This is a genomic window from Nonomuraea sp. NPDC049141, assembly GCF_040648415.1.
Lineage (GTDB): Bacteria > Actinomycetota > Actinomycetes > Streptosporangiales > Streptosporangiaceae > Nonomuraea.
Genome location: NZ_JBEZDR010000019.1, coordinates 156,157 through 173,964 on the forward strand (window position 1 = coordinate 156,157; position 17,808 = coordinate 173,964).

At 71.8% G+C, this 17,808-nt stretch carries 18 protein-coding genes; 3 read left to right on the forward strand and 15 right to left on the reverse strand.

Annotation, left to right across the window (positions count from 1 at the left end; genetic code table 11):
- Positions 1-43 precede the first annotated feature (43 nt).
- Both AB0B91_RS44535 and AB0B91_RS44540 read right to left on the reverse strand, forming a co-directional pair.
- Complete coding sequence (locus AB0B91_RS44535) at positions 44-2,548, reverse strand: mannose-1-phosphate guanyltransferase (RefSeq protein ID WP_358334045.1); 2,505 nt, start codon at positions 2,546-2,548, stop codon at positions 44-46.
- 4 nt (positions 2,549-2,552) lie between these two features.
- Complete coding sequence (locus AB0B91_RS44540; RefSeq protein ID WP_219539338.1) at positions 2,553-3,134, reverse strand: CDP-alcohol phosphatidyltransferase family protein; 582 nt, start codon at positions 3,132-3,134, stop codon at positions 2,553-2,555.
- A 132-nt stretch (positions 3,135-3,266) separates the two neighbouring features.
- Between AB0B91_RS44540 and AB0B91_RS44545 the strand changes: the two genes are divergently transcribed.
- A complete protein-coding gene (locus AB0B91_RS44545; protein WP_358334048.1) occupies positions 3,267-4,625 on the forward strand; it encodes an MFS transporter in 1,359 nt (452 codons plus the stop codon).
- A 451-nt stretch (positions 4,626-5,076) separates the two neighbouring features.
- On the opposite strand, the gene AB0B91_RS44550 is transcribed toward AB0B91_RS44545, so the two are convergent.
- The 5 genes from AB0B91_RS44550 to AB0B91_RS44570 form a co-directional block, all read right to left on the reverse strand.
- Positions 5,077-5,793 carry a GNAT family N-acetyltransferase gene (locus AB0B91_RS44550; protein ID WP_358334051.1) on the reverse strand — a complete coding sequence of 239 codons (717 nt, stop codon included), beginning with the start codon at positions 5,791-5,793 and terminating at the stop codon, positions 5,077-5,079.
- Positions 5,794-5,961: 168 nt separating this feature from the next.
- Entirely contained in the window at positions 5,962-6,189 is a 228-nt protein-coding gene (locus AB0B91_RS44555) for a hypothetical protein (protein WP_358334054.1), read from the reverse strand.
- Positions 6,190-6,261: 72 nt separating this feature from the next.
- Positions 6,262-6,849, reverse strand: a complete 588-nt coding sequence (locus AB0B91_RS44560) for a phosphoribosylanthranilate isomerase (protein ID WP_358334057.1) — start codon at positions 6,847-6,849, stop codon at positions 6,262-6,264.
- Between the two features lie 402 nt (positions 6,850-7,251).
- Positions 7,252-7,938: a response regulator transcription factor gene (locus AB0B91_RS44565; RefSeq protein ID WP_358334060.1), complete on the reverse strand. Its 687-nt coding sequence runs from the start codon at positions 7,936-7,938 to the stop codon at positions 7,252-7,254.
- The gene (locus AB0B91_RS44570; protein ID WP_358334063.1) at positions 7,935-9,611 is read right to left on the reverse strand and encodes a histidine kinase; all 1,677 of its coding nucleotides are present in this window, start codon (positions 9,609-9,611) and stop codon (positions 7,935-7,937) included. The genes AB0B91_RS44565 and AB0B91_RS44570 overlap by 4 nt, the downstream gene beginning before the upstream one ends.
- Before the next feature lie 130 nt (positions 9,612-9,741).
- On the opposite strand from AB0B91_RS44570, the gene AB0B91_RS44575 reads away from it, so the two are divergent.
- Both AB0B91_RS44575 and AB0B91_RS44580 read left to right on the forward strand, forming a co-directional pair.
- Positions 9,742-10,332: an SAM-dependent methyltransferase gene (locus AB0B91_RS44575; RefSeq protein WP_358334066.1), complete on the forward strand. Its 591-nt coding sequence runs from the start codon at positions 9,742-9,744 to the stop codon at positions 10,330-10,332.
- Positions 10,333-10,358: 26 nt separating this feature from the next.
- Positions 10,359-11,540: an acyl-CoA dehydrogenase family protein gene (locus AB0B91_RS44580; RefSeq protein ID WP_358334069.1), complete on the forward strand. Its 1,182-nt coding sequence runs from the start codon at positions 10,359-10,361 to the stop codon at positions 11,538-11,540.
- Here AB0B91_RS44580 and AB0B91_RS44585 read toward each other — a convergent pair.
- From AB0B91_RS44585 to AB0B91_RS44620, 8 genes are all read right to left on the reverse strand, one after another.
- Positions 11,537-12,328 (reverse strand): enoyl-CoA hydratase/isomerase family protein, encoded by a 792-nt coding sequence (locus tag AB0B91_RS44585; RefSeq protein ID WP_358334072.1) that lies wholly within the window; start codon positions 12,326-12,328, stop codon positions 11,537-11,539. The two genes, AB0B91_RS44580 and AB0B91_RS44585, sit on opposite strands and share 4 nt — an antisense overlap.
- Entirely contained in the window at positions 12,328-13,236 is a 909-nt protein-coding gene (locus AB0B91_RS44590; protein ID WP_358334075.1) for an alpha/beta hydrolase, read from the reverse strand. Before AB0B91_RS44590 ends, AB0B91_RS44585 begins: the two co-directional genes overlap by 1 nt.
- Positions 13,237-13,245: 9 nt before the next feature.
- Positions 13,246-13,932, reverse strand: a complete 687-nt coding sequence (locus AB0B91_RS44595; RefSeq protein WP_358334078.1) for a gamma-glutamyl-gamma-aminobutyrate hydrolase family protein — start codon at positions 13,930-13,932, stop codon at positions 13,246-13,248.
- A gap of 128 nt (positions 13,933-14,060) precedes the next feature.
- Positions 14,061-15,284, reverse strand: a complete 1,224-nt coding sequence (locus AB0B91_RS44600) for a cytochrome P450 (RefSeq protein ID WP_358334081.1) — start codon at positions 15,282-15,284, stop codon at positions 14,061-14,063.
- Positions 15,281-16,477, reverse strand: a complete 1,197-nt coding sequence (locus AB0B91_RS44605) for a cytochrome P450 (RefSeq protein WP_358334084.1) — start codon at positions 16,475-16,477, stop codon at positions 15,281-15,283. The genes AB0B91_RS44600 and AB0B91_RS44605 overlap by 4 nt, the downstream gene beginning before the upstream one ends.
- Positions 16,474-17,070 (reverse strand): ATP/GTP-binding protein, encoded by a 597-nt coding sequence (locus AB0B91_RS44610; protein WP_358334088.1) that lies wholly within the window; start codon positions 17,068-17,070, stop codon positions 16,474-16,476. Before AB0B91_RS44610 ends, AB0B91_RS44605 begins: the two co-directional genes overlap by 4 nt.
- The gene (locus tag AB0B91_RS44615) at positions 17,048-17,404 is read right to left on the reverse strand and encodes a DUF742 domain-containing protein (RefSeq protein WP_358334091.1); all 357 of its coding nucleotides are present in this window, start codon (positions 17,402-17,404) and stop codon (positions 17,048-17,050) included. The genes AB0B91_RS44610 and AB0B91_RS44615 overlap by 23 nt, the downstream gene beginning before the upstream one ends.
- On the reverse strand, positions 17,401-17,799 hold the full coding sequence (locus AB0B91_RS44620; RefSeq protein ID WP_214634373.1) for a roadblock/LC7 domain-containing protein: 399 nt from the start codon (positions 17,797-17,799) through the stop codon (positions 17,401-17,403). Before AB0B91_RS44620 ends, AB0B91_RS44615 begins: the two co-directional genes overlap by 4 nt.
- Between the last annotated feature and the right edge of the window lie 9 nt (positions 17,800-17,808).

The following is a 17,808-nucleotide window of genomic DNA, read 5'->3' on the forward strand; positions in this document are numbered from 1 at the left end:
CCACCAGAGTTACCCTATGTGACGGTCTAGCGCGAATTCCGGATCACGAGGAGGCCTCCTCGACCAGATGGGCCCAGCGCTCCAGGAGGGACTGGGCGGTGTCCACGTCGGCGGCCTCGGCCCACAGATCGGTGACCGGCTCGGTGGCGGCGGGCAGGATCAGCACCCAGCTCCCGTCGTCCGAGGCCACCCGCACGCCGTCGGTGGTGTCGATGCGGTAGCCGTTCGGCTCGGCCTCGGCGGCCTCGATGACCGAGCGCATGACGGCGCCCTTGGCCGCCCACGGGGTCGGCACCGTGCGCTTGAGCAGCTTGGCCTCGGGGATGCGCGCGTCGATCTGGCTGAGCGAGAGCCGGGTGCGGGCGACCAGGCCGAGCAGCCGCATGAACGCCGCCACCCCGTCGATCGCCGGACCGAACTCGGGCACCACGAAACCGCCCCGCCCGTCCCCCGCGAAGATCATGTCGTCGTCCACCGCGGCCGAGGTGAGGGCGTCGACCGCCGTGGAGGTCCACCGCACCTGCACACCGTGGAAGCGGCAGACCTGCTCGGCGACCCTGGTGGTGGTCACGGGCAGCGCCACCCGGCCGGCCCGGCGCTCGGCGGCGATCAGGTCGAGCACGACGAGCAGGGCGCGTTCCTCGCCGATGAGCTGGCCCATCTCGTCCACCAGCGCGATGCGCTCGCCGACGGGGTCGAACCGCACCCCGAAGGCCGCCCTGGAGGAGCTCACGAGCTCCGAGAGGCGCTGGAGGTCCCGGCGGCGCTCGGCGAGCGTCTCCGTGGGCGAGATGTCGTCCAGGCGGGCGTTCACGGTGAGCACCTCGACGCCGACCCGGCCGAGCAGCGTGGGCAGGACCAGCGAGGAGGTGCCTCCGGCGCAGTCGACGACGACCTTCATGTCCCTGATGCCGGTCATGTCCACGCAGCGCAGCAGCTCGTACGCGTAGTCCTCGACCGCCCTGGCGGGAAAGCGGAGCTCGGCGATCTCGCCCGGGAAGGCGCGCCGGAACTCCTGGCGTGAGAAGACCCGTTCCAGTTTGCGCTGGGCGGCCGGCGGCAGGTCGGCGCCGCGGTCGTCCATGATGACGATGTCGATGCTCTGCGGGTCGCCCGCGGTGGTGCGCAGCGCGATGCCGCCCGCGGCCGACTCCCTGGCCGTGTGGAAGCGGGTCACGGGCAGCGGCGCGGCCTCCAGGTCGAGGACGTTGATGGCGCTGGCGTTGAGCGCGCCGATCACGGCCCGCTTCAGCGCCCTGGCGGCCAGGGAGGAGTCGCGCGAGGTGACGACGTGCTCGCCCTTCTTCAGGGTGGTGGCGTACGCGCTGGCCAGTCGTACGCACAGCTCGGGGGTGATCTCCACGTTGACCAGGCCGCTGACGCCGCGGGGGCCGAACAGGCTGCGCTGGCCGCGGGACTCCCAGATGACGCTGGTGTTGACGACGGCGCCGGCCTCGATGGTCTTGAACGGGTAGACCTTGACGCCGCTGGAGATGTACGCCTCGGGCTCGATGACGCACTCGTCACCGATGACGGCGCCCTCCTCGATCCGGGCCCCGGCCATCACGTCGGTGCTCTTGCCGATCACGCACCCACGCAGGTGGGCGCCCGGGCCCAGGTAGACGTTGTCGTGGACGACCGCCCGGTGCAGGAAGGCGCCTTCGCGGACGACCGCGTTGTTGCCGAGCACGGTGTACTCGCGCAGTTCGGCGCCGCCTTCGACCTTGGCGTACTCGCCGACGAGCAGCGGGCCCTTGAGCACCGCGTCGGGGTCGATCGAGGCCGACTCGGCCACCCGGACGCCCGGCGACACCTCGAAGCCGCCGATGTCCACGGCGACCCGGCCGGACAGAGCGTCGGCCTGGGCCTTGAGGTAGCTCTCGTGGGTGCCGACGTCCTCCCAGTAGCCCTCGGCGACGTAGCCGTAGATGGGGGCGCCACGCTCCAGCAGACTGGGGAAGACGTCGGCCGACCAGTCGACGGGCTCGCCCGAGGCGACCGCGTCGAGCACCTCGGGTTCCATGATGTAGATGCCGGTGTTGACGGTGTCGGAGAAGACCTGGCCCCAGGTGGGCTTCTCCAGGAAGCGCTGGACGCGGTGCTCCTCGTCGACGATCACGATGCCGAACTCGAGGGGGTTCGGCACCCGTTTCAGACCGATGGTCACAAGCGCCGATTTTTCACGATGAAAACGGACCATATCCGACAAATCGATATCGGTCAGGGCGTCGCCGGAGATCACCAGGAATCGGTCATCGCGCAGGCGGGCCGCGGCGTTCTTCACGCTGCCCGCCGTACCAAGGGGAACGTCTTCCGTGGCGTATTGCAAGCTCATGCCGAGTTCGTCGCCGTCGCCGAAGTAGTTGCGCACGAGCGCGGCCAGGAACTGGAGGGTGACCACGGTCTCGGTGATGTCGTGCCGTTTGAGCAGGCGCAGCACGTGCTCCATGATCGGACGGTTGACCACGGGCAGCAGGGGTTTGGGCTGGTTGGCCGTCATCGGACGCAGCCGAGTGCCCTCTCCACCCGCCATGACGACCGCCTTCACCCGATCACTCCTCCTTGGCCGCGGCTACGAGCCGGCGCACCTGCACCACATAGAGCACCCCCGACCACCAGTACAGGCCCGTTCCCCAGAGCGCAAATGCCCATCCGACAATTCGTGCTATATCGGCATACCACCCAGTGTGGGACGCGAGGAAGAGCAGAGGGAAGGCGTACATGAGGTTGAACATGGCGGCTTTGCCCAAGAAATGCACCTGAAGTGCCTTGTAACCGCTCTTCCGAAGTACGGGAATGAAACAGGCGACGAACAGTTCGCGCCCGAGGATGATCGCCACCAGCCACCACGGAATGACATCGCGCAGCAACAGCGCCAGGATCGTGGCGAAGACATAGAGCTTGTCGGCCGCCGGGTCGATGATCCGGCCGAGCCTGCTCATCTGGTTGAAGGCTCGAGCGATCTTGCCGTCGAGCCAGTCGGTGAACCCGGCGACCGCGAGGACGACGATCGCCCAGGCGTCCGCCTTGGGCCCCAATACCAGCCAGAGGAAGACAGGTACGCCGAGGAGGCGCAAGAAGCTCAGCAGGTTCGGAACCGTCCAGATCCGATCCTCGGCGGAAGTTTCGCTCACGCTGCCGACCCTACTGCCTCGCCTTTCCCGGCAGCGGTGTCGACATCCGCCCGATCCGCTTGATCCGCTCGATCCGCTCGATCCGCTCGTCGCGAGAGGTTAGGGCCATCCGTCACCGCGCAGAAGGCAAGGATGAAGAGGAACGTCCTGATCGTGATGTGCGCGGGCCTGTTCGTCGTCCTGCTGGACGTGACCATCGTGAACGTGGCGCTGCCGTCCATCGCGGCCGACCGGCACGCCGGGCTCGCCGACCTGCAATGGGTGGTCGACGGCTACCAGATCGCGCTGGCCGGGCTGCTGCTGACGGGCGGCACGCTGGGCGACCGCTTCGGACACCGGCGGGTGGTGCTGGCGGGGTTCGCGCTGTTCGGCGTGGCCTCGGCGGGCTGCGCGCTCGCGCCCGGCATCGGCGCCCTGGTGGCGGCGCGGGCCGTGCAGGGTGTGGGCGCCGCGCTCCTGCTGCCGGGCACGCTGGCGGTCATCACCCGCACCTTCCCCGGCGGCAAGGAGCGGGCCAGGGCCATCGGGGTCTGGGCCGCGGTGGGCAGCGTGGCCCTGCCCGCCGGGCCGCTGCTCGGCGGGGTGCTGGTCCAGACGTTCGGCTGGCCCGCGATCTTCGCGATCAACGTGCCGCTCATCGTGGTGATCTTCGTGGCGGTGCTCCGGGTGGCTCCGGCCGACGTTCCCGAGCCCCGGCCGGTCGACCTGCCGGGCACCGTGGCGGGCGCGGGGGCGCTGCTGGTCCTGACGTACGCGGTGATCGAGGCGGGGCGCGAGGGGCCCGACTGGCGGCTGTTCGCGGTCGCCGCGGCGCTGCTGGCCGCGTTCGTGGTGATCGAGCACCGGCGGGAGTCGCCGATGCTGCCGCTGGGACTGCTGCGCCGCCCCTCGATCGCGGTCGGCACGATCGGCTCGGCGATCATGAACTTCGGGATCAACGGCATGATGCTGCTGATCACCCTTTACCTCCAGGGTGTGCTGCGGCAGTCCCCGATGACGGCGGGCGCGGCCCTGCTGCCGCTGTTCGCGCCGCTGGCGTTGCTGTCCGCGCCGTTCGGCCGCCTGGCCGGCCGCCATGGCCCGCGCCCCGTCATGCTCGCCGGGCTCGTCACGCTGGCGGTGGGAATGGGACTGCTGCTGCCGGTACGGGCGGCTTCGCCGTACCTGGTCATGCTGCCCGCGCTGACCGTCATCGGACTCGGCGCGGCGCTGCTGACGCCCAGCGTGGTCGCCCTGGCCATGAGCGACCCGCCGCCCGGCCGGGAGGGGCTGGTGAGCGCGATCAACAACACCGCGCGCCAGGCGGGCGGCGCGATCGGTGTCGCGGTCTTCGGCGCGCTGGCGGGCACTCCGGGCGGGCCACGCTTCATCGGCGGGTTGCATGGGGCGGCGGCGCTGGCCGGGGCGGCCTACCTCGGGGTGACCGCTCTCACCCTGACCCTCGGCCTCACCACCCGCCACCACCACCACCACCACAAGACCCTGGTCTGACCACCCGGCGGAGATCACACCGGACCACCTGGTGGCGTACCAGAGCAGAGCCTTCGGGCTGCACCCGACCACACCACGCCACCCAAAGGCCATACCGCACCACCCGACAACGCACCAGACCAGCCTCACGGGGCATACCCGACCACCCGAGGTCACGCCACCCCACCAGAGCCCGCAGCGAACCGCCCGGTGACGCACCAGGCCAGGGTCTTGGGGTGCACTGGATTACCTGAGACCGCGCCAGGTCGTCTGGGGCGCGCCGGACCACCCGGGACCGCCCCACCCACCTGCGAGACCCCGGGACACAAGCCAGTCGCGTAGAACCGCCCAGAGCCCTGCCCAACCACCGGGACTGACAGGCCACGCCAGGACCACGCCAGGGCCGAGGCTGGTGGCCGAGGCTGGTGGCCGAGGCTGGTGGCTGGAGCGGACCGCTGAGGCCGGTGGCTGGTCAGGTGCGGAGGAAGCTGTGGGTGTGGCCTGCTGCCTGGAAGCCGAGCCGTTCGTAGAAGTTCTTGGGCCAGTCGCCGGCGTCGGCCACCAGGAACACCAGATCGCTGGCCGCCGCCTCGGCGAGGAGCGCCCTCATCAGGGTGCGGGCGTGGCCCCGGCCCCGGTGGCGGTCTCCGGTGTAGAGGTCCTCGATCTGCGTGACGCCGGCGTGCGTGTAGATGTCGGCCCTGGCGGCGAGCTCGCCGTTCTCGGCTCGTACGCCGCGGAAACCCACCGTGTCGGCGCCGCGCAGTCGTTCCTCGACTCGTCTGGCGAGCTGGTCGATCACTTCGTCGGCGGCCTCGGGCAGCGTCTCGCGCCAGCCGGCCCGGAGGGTGGGCAGCAGCGCGGGCAGATCGAGATGCTCAACGGGCGCCGCGTCGTGCGGGAACGTGCCGCGGAACACCATGACCACGTTGATCTCGTGCGTGTAGCCCGCGGCCTCGAAAGCGGGCGCGTACGCCTGGCCCAGGCGGTCGTCGTCGACGTTGACGAGCCGGTACGCGCGCTCGGCGAGCACCTGGTCGGCCGCCTTCAGCACCGCGCCCGGGTCGGTGCCGGACCAGACGACGAGCTTGTTGTCATCGTACGAGCCGGAGTAGCGCTCGTTGAGCACGGCGAACCCACCGGGCACTTCGACGGTCCGCCCCGCCCTGCGGCGAGCGAAGTCGTGCATGAACGCGACGGTACGGGCGAAATCCTGCAGAGGACCGGCGCCCAGACCGGGGCCCTCAATCCCGGGGCCATTGGTCACGGGGCCGTCAGTTCCGGGACCGTCAGTTCCGGAGTCGATGTCAGTCATGGAGCCATCCCTGGAGTCGGCCACAGAGTCACCCTGAGGTCGTCAAAACGGACCGCCGACGAAGTTCTCATCGGCGTAGTCGCCGTGGTCACTGCCGAGATCGCCACCGGACCTATCACCGGCGTCACCAACGGGGTCCTCGCCGGAGCCGCTACCGGGACCGCCGCCGGAGCTCTCACCAGCCGTCGCCGCCGGTACCACGACCGGAGTCACTACCGGGAACGCCGCCGGGGTCGCAACCGAGATCACCGCCGGAGTTCCCATCAGCATCGCCGACAGGACCGCGATCGGCGATCGTCACGGACCCGGTGCCGGGGGCGCCAGGGTCGTCGATGAGGTCGGTCATGGGCGGGCCGCCGTGATGAAGCGGCGGATGAGGTCGGAGTCCTTTTTGCCGGGTGCCAGTTCGACGCCGCTGGACACGTCCACGCCCCACGGCTCGGCGGCGGCGACGGCCTCGGCGACGTTGGAGGGGTTGAGGCCGCCCGCCAGCAGCCAGTGTCCCGAGGGGTGGCCGCGCACTGCCGACCAGTCCCATGGCTCTCCGGAGCCGGGGCGGGGGGCGTCCACGATGAGCAGGTCCTCGTCGTAGGCGCCGCAGCGTAGGTCGGCTGTGAAGTCGACGGCTCTGATCAGGGTGTGACCGAGGTCCTTCAGCGCGGTGAAGTCGCCGTGCGGGTGCTTGCCGTGCAGTTGAATGCCGCGCACGCCCGAGACGAGAGTGGCGGCGCGGACGGTCTCGGGGGGCTCGCCGCGGAACACGCCGACGGTGAGGACGTGGGCGGGCACCGCCGCGGCCAGCTCAGCGGCCCGCTCGGGCGTCACCTCGCGGGGGCTCCGGGTCATCACGAACCCGATGGCGTCGGCGCCCGCCTCGATGGCGGCCGCCACGTGCTCGGGCTCGCTCAACCCGCAGATCTTCACGTACACACCGACGACCCTAGCGGCGCCAGGCGACCCACGGCGACCGTGGCCCAAGCCGGAGTCCAGACGGGGCCAGACCGGAGCCCAAGCCAGCAGCCCGGACCAGGTCCAGGCCGGGCCGGGCCAGGGTCAGGGTTGGGAGCGGGTTGGGAGCGGGTTGGGGGCGGGTTGGGGGCGGGATCGGGATCGGAGCCAGGCCAGGCCAGGTAGGGCCGGGGGCGGGGTCGAGGGCAGGGTCGGGCAAGGTCGGGGCCGGGAGGCGGTGTGGTGGTGAGTTTGAGCGGTGGGATGCTCTTGGGCGGCCGCGGCGGGGGGCCGGCGTTCAGGTGGTCCTTCCGAGGGAGCGGGGGAGGCGGTGAGGGCCACATGGTCGCAGGTCAAGGCCCGTACGGGCGTCAGCCCGTGGGATTATTCGACGGCTCCGCCCCGGGGATGACGTACCGGCCGGAACGCCGCGTCCACCAAGCCGCTGCGATGGGCGACGACCGCGGCCTGGATCCGGTTGCGCAGCCCCAGCTTGTCCATGGCGGCGGCTATGTGGGACTTGACCGTGGTGATGCCCACGTGGAGTTCCTCGGCGATCTCCGCGTTGGACAGCCCGGTGCCGACCAGTGCGAGCACTTCCAGTTCGCGGTCGGTCAGCACGGCGGGGATCGGCATGGTCGTCTCCTCCTCCGCGGCCAGGAAGCGGGCGACGACCCGGCGTAGCACCGAGGGGCCCAGGAGTTGCTCGCCCGTCACGGCCCGGCGTACGGCGTCGACCATGCGTTCGGGCTCGTCGTCCTTGACCAGGAAGCCGACGGCGCCCGCGCGCAGGGCGGCGTACACGTCGGAGTCCTCGGCGAACGTGGTGAGCACGACGATCCTGGTGGCCGGCCGCGCCGCGAGGACCCGTCTGCTGGCCTCCAGCCCGTCGACCCTGGGCATGCGCAGGTCCATGAGGATCACGTCGGGCAGGTGCTGTTCGGCCAGGCGTACGGCCTCGGCGCCGTCCTGGGCCTCGGCCACGACCTCCATGTCGCCCGCGACCTGCAGCAGCATGCGTACGCCCGCGCGGACCAGCGCCTGGTCGTCGGCGACCAGGACGCGGATCACGTGGCGCCCCCGGTGAGGCCCCCGGTGATGAGGTCGGTGATGCACCCCGTGGGGCGCTCAGCAGGCGGGGAGGTGGTCGGGGAGGCAGGCGAGGCGATGGGCATGTCGGCCGTGAGCAGCCAGCCGCCGTCCTGGTCGAGGCCCGCCGTGAGCGTGCCGCCGAGTGCGCGGACGCGTTCGCGCATGCCGGCCAGGCCGCGGCCGGATGAGGGCAGGCGTTCGATGATGGTGGGCGGGGGGCCGTTGCGTACGCGTACGGTCAGTGCCTGGCCGGTGGTGGTGACGGCGACGCTCACCTGAGTGCCGGGACCGGCGTGCTTGAGCACGTTCGTGAGACCTTCCTGGACGATGCGGGCGGCGGAGGCGCGGGCCACGAGGGGGGCGTGCGCGGTGGCGGGGTCGAGTTCGAGCTCGACCTGGAGGCCGGCGGCGGTCATCCGCTCGGCGGACTCGCGGATGACCTCGGCGGGGTCGGCGGGCATGTCGGGCCGGCGGCCGGGGTCGCGCAGCACGTCGAGCAGCCCGCGCAGGTCTTCGAGCGCCTGGTGGCCGGTCTCGCGGATGTCGGCCAGCGCGTCGGCGACGGGCCCTTCGGGGGCGGCGTAGCGGGCGGCGCCGGCGCGCAGGACCATCGCGCCCACGTGGTGGGCCACGATGTCGTGCACCTCGCGGGCGATGTTCTCCCGCTCGAGGAGCTGGTCGGCGCGGACCTGGGCGACCGCCAGCCGCGCCGACTCGCGCACCCGCAGCCGCTCGGCCTCGGCGGCCGCCTGCCTGACGCCCAGGTAGCGGCCGATCGCGACGGGGGTGGTCACCAGGGCCATCAGGATGGCGACGCGGAACGCGGTGACCTCGGTCGAGTCCTCGACGATCGCGAGCGAGGCGAGCATGGTGCAGATCACGTACGTGACCGTGATCCAGGCCCAGGAGGCGATCCGCATCGCGAACACGCACAGCGCGATCAGCATCAGGATCAGGCAGGTGTTGACCGTCTCGTGGAGGTACTGGTCGGCGGCGATCAGCAGCACGCTCTGGAAGATGAACACCAGCCCGGGAAAACGCCGCGCGACGCCGAGCGACAGCCCGCCGAGCACCGCGAACAGCCCCACGACCCAGACCGGCTGGCTGCCACTGTGCCAGTCGGTCCAGGTGCTCAGCACGGTGAAGGCCACCCCGCCGCCGGCCAGCAGCACGTCCGGCGAGATGTCGCCGTCCTTCAGCCGCCCGGCGGGGCCGCGCAGGTAGGTGCCGATGAGGACGGGGAAGGTGGGGACGAGGACCGAGTACATCCACGAGTTCGTGGTGAGGGCGATGCCCGGGTCGGCCAGGTTCGTCGCGGTGGCGGCGATGGCCGCGCCCAGCGCCACGCAGGTCGGCCGCCAGCCCGAGTAGTAGGCGACCAGGCCGATGGCGACGCACAGCAGCATCTGGGCGGTGTTGGCGGTGAACGACCCCACCTGGTCGGTGAAGACGAGGAACGCGGCGAGGTAGAGGCTCACCGCCAGCGGCGCGCGCCTGACCAGGCCCATGGGCGCGCCCACGGCCACGGCCATCGGGATCACCTCGTTGCCCGGCAGCAGCGCGGAGCCCCCGCCCTTGGCCGACAACATCAGGTCGAGAGCGGTGCCCGCGGCCGCGAGCAGGAGGTCGAGCGGCACACCACGCCATCGCATCCGCCCACGGTATCCGGGCGGGGCGCGCGTTCCGATCCTCCGGACGGAGGACCCCGTCTCCTCCTAGTGGCCGCATCATCGCCCCGTCGGCGGATGAGACAAGCGGGAGACTTCCCTTACCGTTTGGGGTATGCCTAATGACACCGCGTTGTTGCTCGGCCAGTTCCTTCGTGCTCCGGCCAAGATCGGGGCGTTCGCGCCCAGCTCGCGACGGCTCGCGGCGGCCGTGTGCGCGCCTTTGCCGGAACGCGGCGAGCCTACCGTGGTCGAGCTCGGCCCCGGCACGGGGCCCTTCACCGCAGAGATCCAGCGCCGGCTGACCGGGCGGGGTCACCACCTGGCCGTGGAGGTCAACCAGCAGCTGGCGACGTTGCTGGCCCGGCGATTCCCGGTCGTGGACGTCGTGCATGATGACGCGACCGAGCTCAGCCGCCTGCTCGGCGAGCGCGGCCTGCGGCAGGCCGATGTGGTGATCAGCGGGCTGCCGTGGGCGGCGTTCCCCGAGGACCTGCAGCGGGGGCTGCTCGGCGCGGTGTCCTCGGCGATGAGCCCGTCCGGGGCGTTCACCACGTTCTCCTACATTCACGCCATCCCGATGAGCTCGGCGCGCCGCTTCCGCGCGCTGCTGGCCGAGCGGTTCGAGGAGGTCGTGCCGGGCCGTACGGTGTGGCGCAACGCGCCTCCGGCGTTCGTGTTCCACGCCCGCAGACCTCGACCCTGAACAGAACTTACTTCTACGATGGTGTGATGGATTTCACCCTTCCCGACAGCGCCCTGGCCGTTCAGCGCGGCATCGGCGACATCTGCTCGCGCTACGACCTGGACTACTGGCAGCGTTGCGAAACGGACAAGCGCTGGCCGGAGGAGGTCTGGGCGGAGCTGGCCAAGGGCGGCTGGCTGGGCCTGGCCGTGCCCGAGGAGTTCGGCGGTGGCGGGCAGGGGCTGCTGGAGCTGGCGGTGGCGACGGAGACGCTGGCGGCCTCGGGCGCGGCGGGCGGCTCGGCGTTCACGTACGTGCTGACGCCAGGGTTCGGCGCGCTCACCCTGGCCAGGCACGGCACGGCCGAGCAGCGGGCGGAGCTGCTGCCCCGGCTGGCCACGGGTGAGCTGGAGACGTGCTTCGCGCTGACCGAGCCGGACGCGGGCTCGAACGCGCTGGCCATCACGACGGCGGCCAGACGCGACGGCGACGAGTACGTGATCAAGGGGCAGAAGATCTGGATCACCGGCGTCCAGCGGGCCACCTGGATGTTGCTGGTCACCAGGACCGTCCCGGCCGCCGAGGCCAAGCCGCGCACGCACGGGCTGACGGTCTTCCTGGTGAACGTGCCGGCGGCGGTGGCGGCCGGGCGGCTGTCCTACCAGCCGATCCCGAAGCTGGGCGCCAACACGACGCCGTCGAACATGGTGTTCATCGACGACCTGCGGGTGCCCGCCTCCAGCGTGGTGGGGCAGATCGACCAGGGCGCGGCCGTGCTGTGGGACATCCTCAACCCCGAGCGGATCCTGCTGGCCGCCTCCGCGCTCGGCGGGGCCGAGGTCGCGTTGCGGGTCGCGGTGCAGTACGCCAAGGAGCGCGAGGTGTTCGGCCGGCCGATCGGCGCCAACCAGGCCATCGCGTTCCCGCTGGCCCAGGTCAAGGCCAAGATCGAGCTGGCCCGCCTGATGCTCTACAAGGCCGCGTGGTCGTTCGACCGGCACCTGCCGTGCGGCACCGAGGCCAACATCGCCAAGCTCACCGCTTCACAGGCTGCGTGGGAGGCGGCCGACGCGGCGTTCCAGACGCACGGCGGGATGGCGTACTCGCTGGAATATCCGGTGGCCAGGCTGCTCACGGACGCCCGCATCGGGAAGGTGGCACCCGTGACGGAGGAGTTGCTGCTCAACTATCTCGCGACGCAGGTGCTGGGGCTGCCGCGCAGCTTCTAGGGACGGAACTCCGGCGGGCGCTTCTCGCGCACCGCCCGCACGCCCTCCACCACGTCGGGGCCGCTGAAGCCGAGGAACTCCATGGCGAGCGAGGCGTCGAAGGTGGGTCCCGCCATGCGCAGCCAGTTGTTCAGGGAGTATTTGGTGAGGCGGATGGCCTCCTGGGAGCCGGCGGCGAGGCGTTGGGCGATCTCCATGGCCTTGTCGTGCACCTGGTCGTCGTCGACGCACAGGCTCACCAGGCCCATCCGCTCGGCCTCCTCGCCGGTGACGGGCTCGCAGAGCAGCAGGTGGTATTTGGCCTTGGCCAGCCCGCACAGCAGCGGCCAGACGATCGCGGCGTGGTCGCCGGCCGCTACGCCGAGCCTGGTGTGGCCGTCGATGATGCGGGCGGTGCGCCCGGCCACGGAGATGTCGGCCAGCAGGGCGACGGCCAGCCCGGCGCCCACCGCGGGCCCCTGCACGGCGGAGATGATCGGCTTGGCGCAGTTGAGCACGTTGTAGACGATGTCGCGGGCCTCGGCGAACACGCGCAGCCTGGTGGCGTGGTCGCGGGTCATCTCCTCGATCATCGACAGGTCGCCGCCCGCGGAGAAGGCCTCGCCCTCTCCCCTGACGATCACCGCCCTGACGGAGTCGTCGCGGTCGACGTCGCGCCAGATCTCGGCCAGTTCGCGGTGGCCGGTCATGTCGACGGCGTTGCGCCTGCGGGGCTCGCTGATCGTGATCCGCAGCACGCCGTCGGCGGGCGTGTCGATCTTGAGCTTCTCGTACGCGCTCCCGTCCATCACCATGCCTCCCGCAGCCGGGCGGCCACGTAGTCGCGGGCCTCGACGGCCTGGTCGAACAGGCCGGGCAGGCCGAAGAAGCCGTGGATCGCCCCATCGAACCGGCGGGTCTCGACGGGCACCCCGGCCTCGGCCAGCCGCGTGCCGTAACGCTCGCCGTCGTCGCGGAGCACGTCGCACTCGGCGGTCACCACGGTCGCGGGCGCCAGCCCCGCGACCGACGGCAGCCGCAGCGGGGACAGCAGCGGATCTTCCGGGTCGGCCGCGCCGGCGTACTGGGTGAGGAGCCAGGCGAGGTCGTCGGCGTCGAGGCCGAAGCCCTTGGCGAACTCGGCGTGGCTGGGGGTGTCCATGGCCGCGTCGAGGACCGGGTAGACGAGCACCTGGTGGGCCAGGCGCAGCCCGGCGTCGCGGGCCTGCCAGGCGGCCACGGCGGCGAGGTTGCCGCCCGCGCTCTCGCCCATCACGGCGACGCCGCCGTCGCACTGGTAGAAGGCGGGGCGGGCGAAGATGTCGCGTACCACGGCCCAGGCGTCGTCGGCCGCGGCCGGGAACGGGTGCTCGGGGGCCAGCCGGTAGCCGACGGAGACGATCACCGCGCCGGTGCGCAGCGCCAGGTCGCGGCCGAGCGCGTCACTGCGCTTGATGCCGCCGGTCATCCAGCCGCCGCCGTGGAAGTAGACCACCACGGGCAGCGCGCCGTCGCCCCGGTCGGCGCGGTAGACGCGGATCGGCACGCCCTCGGCGCTCTCGTCGCGGACGAAGGCCAGCTGGGTGAGCGGCCCGCGCTCCCGCGCGAAGTCGTCCCGGACCCGGGCCTCCTGGATCCCGGCCAGGTCCAGCCCGGCCCGGCCGGGGCCGGACAGGTAGCGCTCGATGTACTCCTGCGCCTGGGGGTGCAGTGGCATGATCGAAGCCTAGCGGGCCGCCTCCACGAGCGCATCGAAGAGCCGGTCGTCCTCGCTCCGCTCGGGGTGCCACTGCACGCCGACCCCGAACCGGTGGCCCTGCAGCTCGATGCCCTCGACGATCTGGTCCTCGGCCCAGGCCACCGCCAGCAGCCCGGTGCCCAGCCTGCGCACCGACTGGGTGTGCGGCGCGACCACCTCGACCTTGTCGCCCACCGCCTTGCCGAGCTTGCTGGACACGCTCACCTGGATGACGTGCGGCACACCCGGCTCGGCGTGGCGCTCGTTGTCGAGCACCTCGGGCAGCCACGGGATCAGCGTGCCGCCCTGGGCGACATTCAGCACGTGCATGCCGCGGGCGACGGCCAGGATCGGCACGTCGGCCTCCACGGCGGCGCGGGCCAGGGCCAGCTCGAACCTGTCGCGGTGGCCCTGCGCCTCGGGCACCCGCTCGTCCTGCTCCTCGCCGTAGGCGCCGCCGCCCACCTCGATCCCGCCGGCCAGCACCACGCCCTGCAGCCCGCGTACGTAGGCGTCGATCGCGTGCAGGTTCAGCGGCGGCAGCACCACGGGGGCGCCACCGGCGCGCTCGACGGCCTTGGCGTAGGACGGGGGCGACAGCACCGCTTCCCGCACCCAGTCGCCCCAGCGGGCTGCTTCGAAGTAGGCGGTGATGCCGATCAGCGGTCGGGACATGCGATCTCCAGAGTGCCTGGTGGAGTCCGTGCCGCCGCCGGTCGTGACGACGGCCGCACGCCCATCATGGCGTACACCATTTCGGTTATGTCACCTCTCCGGAAGATCCTGTGCGGTATCGCGCGAAGTCAGGGCACTGTCAGGACGACCGGCAGCTCCGCCGCGGAGTTGGAGAACAGGGACGGCACGGGGACGAGCGCCGCGGGCGGGACGGCGAGCGACAGGCCGGGGTAGCGGCGGAAGAGGGCGGGCAGCGCCTCGGTGGCCTCCAGGCGGGCCAGCGGGGCGCCCAGGCACAGATGGGGGCCGCCGCCGAAGGCCAGGTGCCGGCGCTGCTCGCGGGTGATGTCGAACCGCGCGGCGTCGGAGCCGTGCTGCGCCTCGTCGCGTCCCACCGCGCTGTACGGGGCCAGGATGGCGTCTCCGGCGGGGATGGTGACGCCGCCGATCTCGATGTCCTCCAGCGGGTAGCGGGCCAGGAAGTTGCCGATGGGCGCGTCCCAGCGCAGCGTCTCCTCCACGACGGCCGACCAGGTCTCCTCGCCGCCGGCCACCGCCAGCGCGCGCTGGTCCGGGTGGGTGAGCAGCGCGCGGGCGCCGTTGACGATCAGGCTGAGCGTGGTCTCGTGCCCGGCGGCGAGCATCAGCCACAGGGTGCCGACCAGCTCCTCGTCGGACAGCCGCTCCGGGTCGTCGCGCTGGGCGGCGATCAGCGCGCTGATCAGGTCGTCGCCGGGCTCGGCGTGGCGCGCGGCGACGAGCCGGTTCAGCAGCAGGTAGATGTCGCGCTGGGTCTTGAGCACCTCCTCCGGCGCGGTGGTGGAGCGGAAGATGCTGTCCACCAGCTCCCGCAGCTCGGGGCGGTCCTCCTCCGGCACTCCGACGAGCTCGCAGATCACCTGCATGGGCACCGGGTAGGCGAAGTGCTGACGCAGGTCGACGGTCCCGTCCGGCCGCACGTGCGAGGGCAGGTCGTCCAGCAGCGTGCCGACGATCCCGGCGATGCGCGGCCGCAGGCTCTGGACGTGGCGCGGCGTGAGCGTCCGGGTGACGAACTTACGCAGCCGATGATGCTCGGGCCCGTCGGCGGTGACCATGTTGGTGACCTTGACCATGCCGATCAGCGGCCAGTCGTCGGCGATGTCGCCGTCACGGATGGCCGTCCAGTTGTGCCAGTCCTTGCTGACCCTGCGATCGGTCAGCAGGTCGGCCAGCAGCGCGTGATGGGTGACCGACCATGCCTCGACGCCGCCCGGAAGGACGACGCGGACGACGGGGCCCAGTTCCCGCAGCCGGGCGGCCTCGCCGTGGTGGTCGGTCCCGGCGGGGTCCAGGGTGACTACGGGGATCATGAACGGTCTCCAAGCGCGCTGAAGTGGACGGGCAGCGAGGCGGGGCAGCGGGTCCACGGTGAAGGGTGCGGGGTCAGCTCGGCGGCGTCCACCGCGAGGCGTACGTCGGGCAGCAGGTGCAGGGCCGTCTCGACCGCGGTGCGGGTGATGAGCCGGGCGGGGACGGGGGCCGGGCAGACGTGCGGGCCCGCGCTCCAGGCCAGGTGGGCGCGGTTACCGAGTTCGATCTCCGTCGCGCCGCCGTGGACGCGCGGGTCGTCGTTGGCCGCCGACAGGCCCAGGATGAGGGCGTCGCCGCGGGCGATGCGCCGGCCGCCGAGCTCGGTGTCGCGCAGGGCGTACCGGGCGGGCATGTTCGTCATGGGCGGGTCGCGCCAGAGAACCTCGTCCAGCGCGTCGTCGACGCCGAGGCGTCCGCCGCGCACCCGGCCCGCGAAGCGCGGGTCGGTCAGCATGAGCCGGAACGTCTGCGCGATCCACGTGGTCGTCGTCTCCTGCGCGGCGGAGATCATCACCACCATCGACTGCAGCACCTCGGCCTCGTCGCGCAGGTCGGCGTGGGCCAGGAAGTGGCTGGTCAGGTCGTCGGCCGGGGCCTCCTTCCTGGCCTTCATGAGGCCACCGAGTATCTCCTCGAACCTCCTGTTGCCCGCCTGGGAGTCCTCGGCGCTGCCGAACAGGGCGCGCAGAGCGGCCAGCAGTTCGTGGCCCTGACCGGCGTCGAGGCCGAACAGCCCCGCGATGGCCAGCATCGGGACGACGGCCGCGTAGTCGCCGACCAGGTCGGCGCCGCCGCGCTCGGCGAAGTCCTCGATGAGCTGCCGGCACATGGCCTCGACGGAGCGGCGCATGCGGCGCTGGTCGATCGCGGCGACCCCGTCGTCGATCGGGCGGCGCAGGCGGCGGTGCTCGGCCCCGTCGGCGCCGATCACGTTGGGCCGCCAGAACATCATCGGCCCCAGCCCCGAGTCGGGCGGCACGACGCCTTCCTGGAAGAGCCGCCAGTGGCGGGCGTCGCGCGAGTACAGCTTCTCCTGCCGGGTGATGGTCAGCAGCTCCTGGTAGCCCATGACGAGCCAGGCGCCGACGCCCGGTTCGAGCTCCACCCAGGCGACGTCACCCCATTCGCGGCGCAGCCCGCGGAAGACGCCGTGCGGGTCGGGGCAGGTCGTGGTGGCGGACAGGGGGATCATGAGGGGCCCTTCTGCATGGCCAGCGCGTGTTTGACGAGGGCGATCAGCGCGTCCACCGACGAGGACCGGCTCCTGGCGTCGCAGTTCACGATGGGTGTGCCGGGCTCCAGGTCCAGCGCCTCGCGCAGCGCCTGCGGGCTGTGGCGGGTGGAGTCGGGGAAATGGTTGACGGCGACGGCGAAGGGCAGGTCGCCGCGGAGTTCGAGCTGGTCGAGCACCTCGAAGCTGCCCTCGATGCGGCGGGTGTCGACCAGGACGAGCGCGCCGACGGCGCCCTCGCCGAGCCCGGCCCACAGGTCCCAGAAGCGCCGCTGGCCGGGCGTGCCGAACAGGTAGAGCGCCGTGTACGGGCTGAGCGTGATGCGGCCGAAGTCCATGGCCACCGTGGTCGTGGTCTTGCCGTCCAGCCCGGCCAGGTCGTCCACCCCGACGCTGGCCTGTGTCATGGTCTCCTCGGTGCGCAGGGGCTCGATCTCGCTGACCGCGCCGATCATCGTGGTCTTGCCGACGCCGAAGTCGCCGACCACGAGGATCTTGACCGCCTGCTGCACGGTGTCGGGCAGGTAGCGGTCAGCTGAGCCTGCGGAGCCCATTGAGCACCTCCTGGAGGGTTGTCAGATCTGGGCGCCCGGCCTCGGGGATGCGGGAGCGGGCTATCAGGTGGCCGGAGTCGACGAGGTCGGAGGCCAGGATCCCGGCCACGCTCAGCGGCAGCCGCAGGTGCGCGGCCGCCTCCGCCAGCGAGAGGAGCCGCCCGAACATGCGCAGCAGGTCGCGCGCCTGGCGGGTGGCCGAGGGCGGCAGCGGCTTGCCGGCGTCGGCCACGACGAGGAGCGTGTCGAGGCCGATGGTGTTGCGGGTCGGGCGGGCCCGGCCCTGGGTGAGCACGTACGGCCGCACCGCGCTGTCCTGGTACTCGCCGCTCATCTGCGGGTGGCCCCGCGTGCGGGGGTACTGAAGTTCCTCTCGCCGATCTTGATGACCTGAGCCTGCATCTGCTGCGCGATGAGCCGCGGGTCGACCACCGGATCGGTGATGACCACCAGGTGGGAGCCGGACCCTGCGGCGCGGGCGAACAGGAAGCCGCCCTCGAAGCCCACCATCAGCTCCCTGACGGCCCGGTTGCCGCCGCCGAACTCGCGCCCGACGCTCTGGGCCAGCGACTGCAGTCCGGAGCAGGCGGCCGACAGCCGGTCGGCAACGTCTCTGTCCGTACCTGCCGAGCGGGCCTTCAGCAGGCCGTCGGAACTGAGGACGACCACATGGCGGACCCCTGGGACCCAGACGACCTCGGCGATCATCCAGTCCTGGTCTTGGTGCATCGGTACCCC

Coding starts and splice junctions, on each gene's coding strand:
- AB0B91_RS44570 (WP_358334063.1), bottom strand. CDS start 9,611: ATGCGATGGCGTGGTGTGCCGCTCGACCTCCTGCTCGCGGCCGCGGGC.
- AB0B91_RS44575 (WP_358334066.1), top strand. CDS start 9,742: ATGCCTAATGACACCGCGTTGTTGCTCGGCCAGTTCCTTCGTGCTCCG.
- AB0B91_RS44545 (WP_358334048.1), top strand. CDS start 3,267: ATGAAGAGGAACGTCCTGATCGTGATGTGCGCGGGCCTGTTCGTCGTC.
- AB0B91_RS44615 (WP_358334091.1), bottom strand. CDS start 17,404: ATGAGCGGCGAGTACCAGGACAGCGCGGTGCGGCCGTACGTGCTCACC.
- AB0B91_RS44580 (WP_358334069.1), top strand. CDS start 10,359: ATGGATTTCACCCTTCCCGACAGCGCCCTGGCCGTTCAGCGCGGCATC.
- AB0B91_RS44550 (WP_358334051.1), bottom strand. CDS start 5,793: ATGCACGACTTCGCTCGCCGCAGGGCGGGGCGGACCGTCGAAGTGCCC.
- AB0B91_RS44620 (WP_214634373.1), bottom strand. CDS start 17,799: ATGCACCAAGACCAGGACTGGATGATCGCCGAGGTCGTCTGGGTCCCA.
- AB0B91_RS44585 (WP_358334072.1), bottom strand. CDS start 12,328: ATGGACGGGAGCGCGTACGAGAAGCTCAAGATCGACACGCCCGCCGAC.
- AB0B91_RS44590 (WP_358334075.1), bottom strand. CDS start 13,236: ATGCCACTGCACCCCCAGGCGCAGGAGTACATCGAGCGCTACCTGTCC.
- AB0B91_RS44610 (WP_358334088.1), bottom strand. CDS start 17,070: ATGGGCTCCGCAGGCTCAGCTGACCGCTACCTGCCCGACACCGTGCAG.
- AB0B91_RS44605 (WP_358334084.1), bottom strand. CDS start 16,477: ATGATCCCCCTGTCCGCCACCACGACCTGCCCCGACCCGCACGGCGTC.
- AB0B91_RS44555 (WP_358334054.1), bottom strand. CDS start 6,189: ATGCTGATGGGAACTCCGGCGGTGATCTCGGTTGCGACCCCGGCGGCG.
- AB0B91_RS44595 (WP_358334078.1), bottom strand. CDS start 13,932: ATGTCCCGACCGCTGATCGGCATCACCGCCTACTTCGAAGCAGCCCGC.
- AB0B91_RS44600 (WP_358334081.1), bottom strand. CDS start 15,284: ATGATCCCCGTAGTCACCCTGGACCCCGCCGGGACCGACCACCACGGC.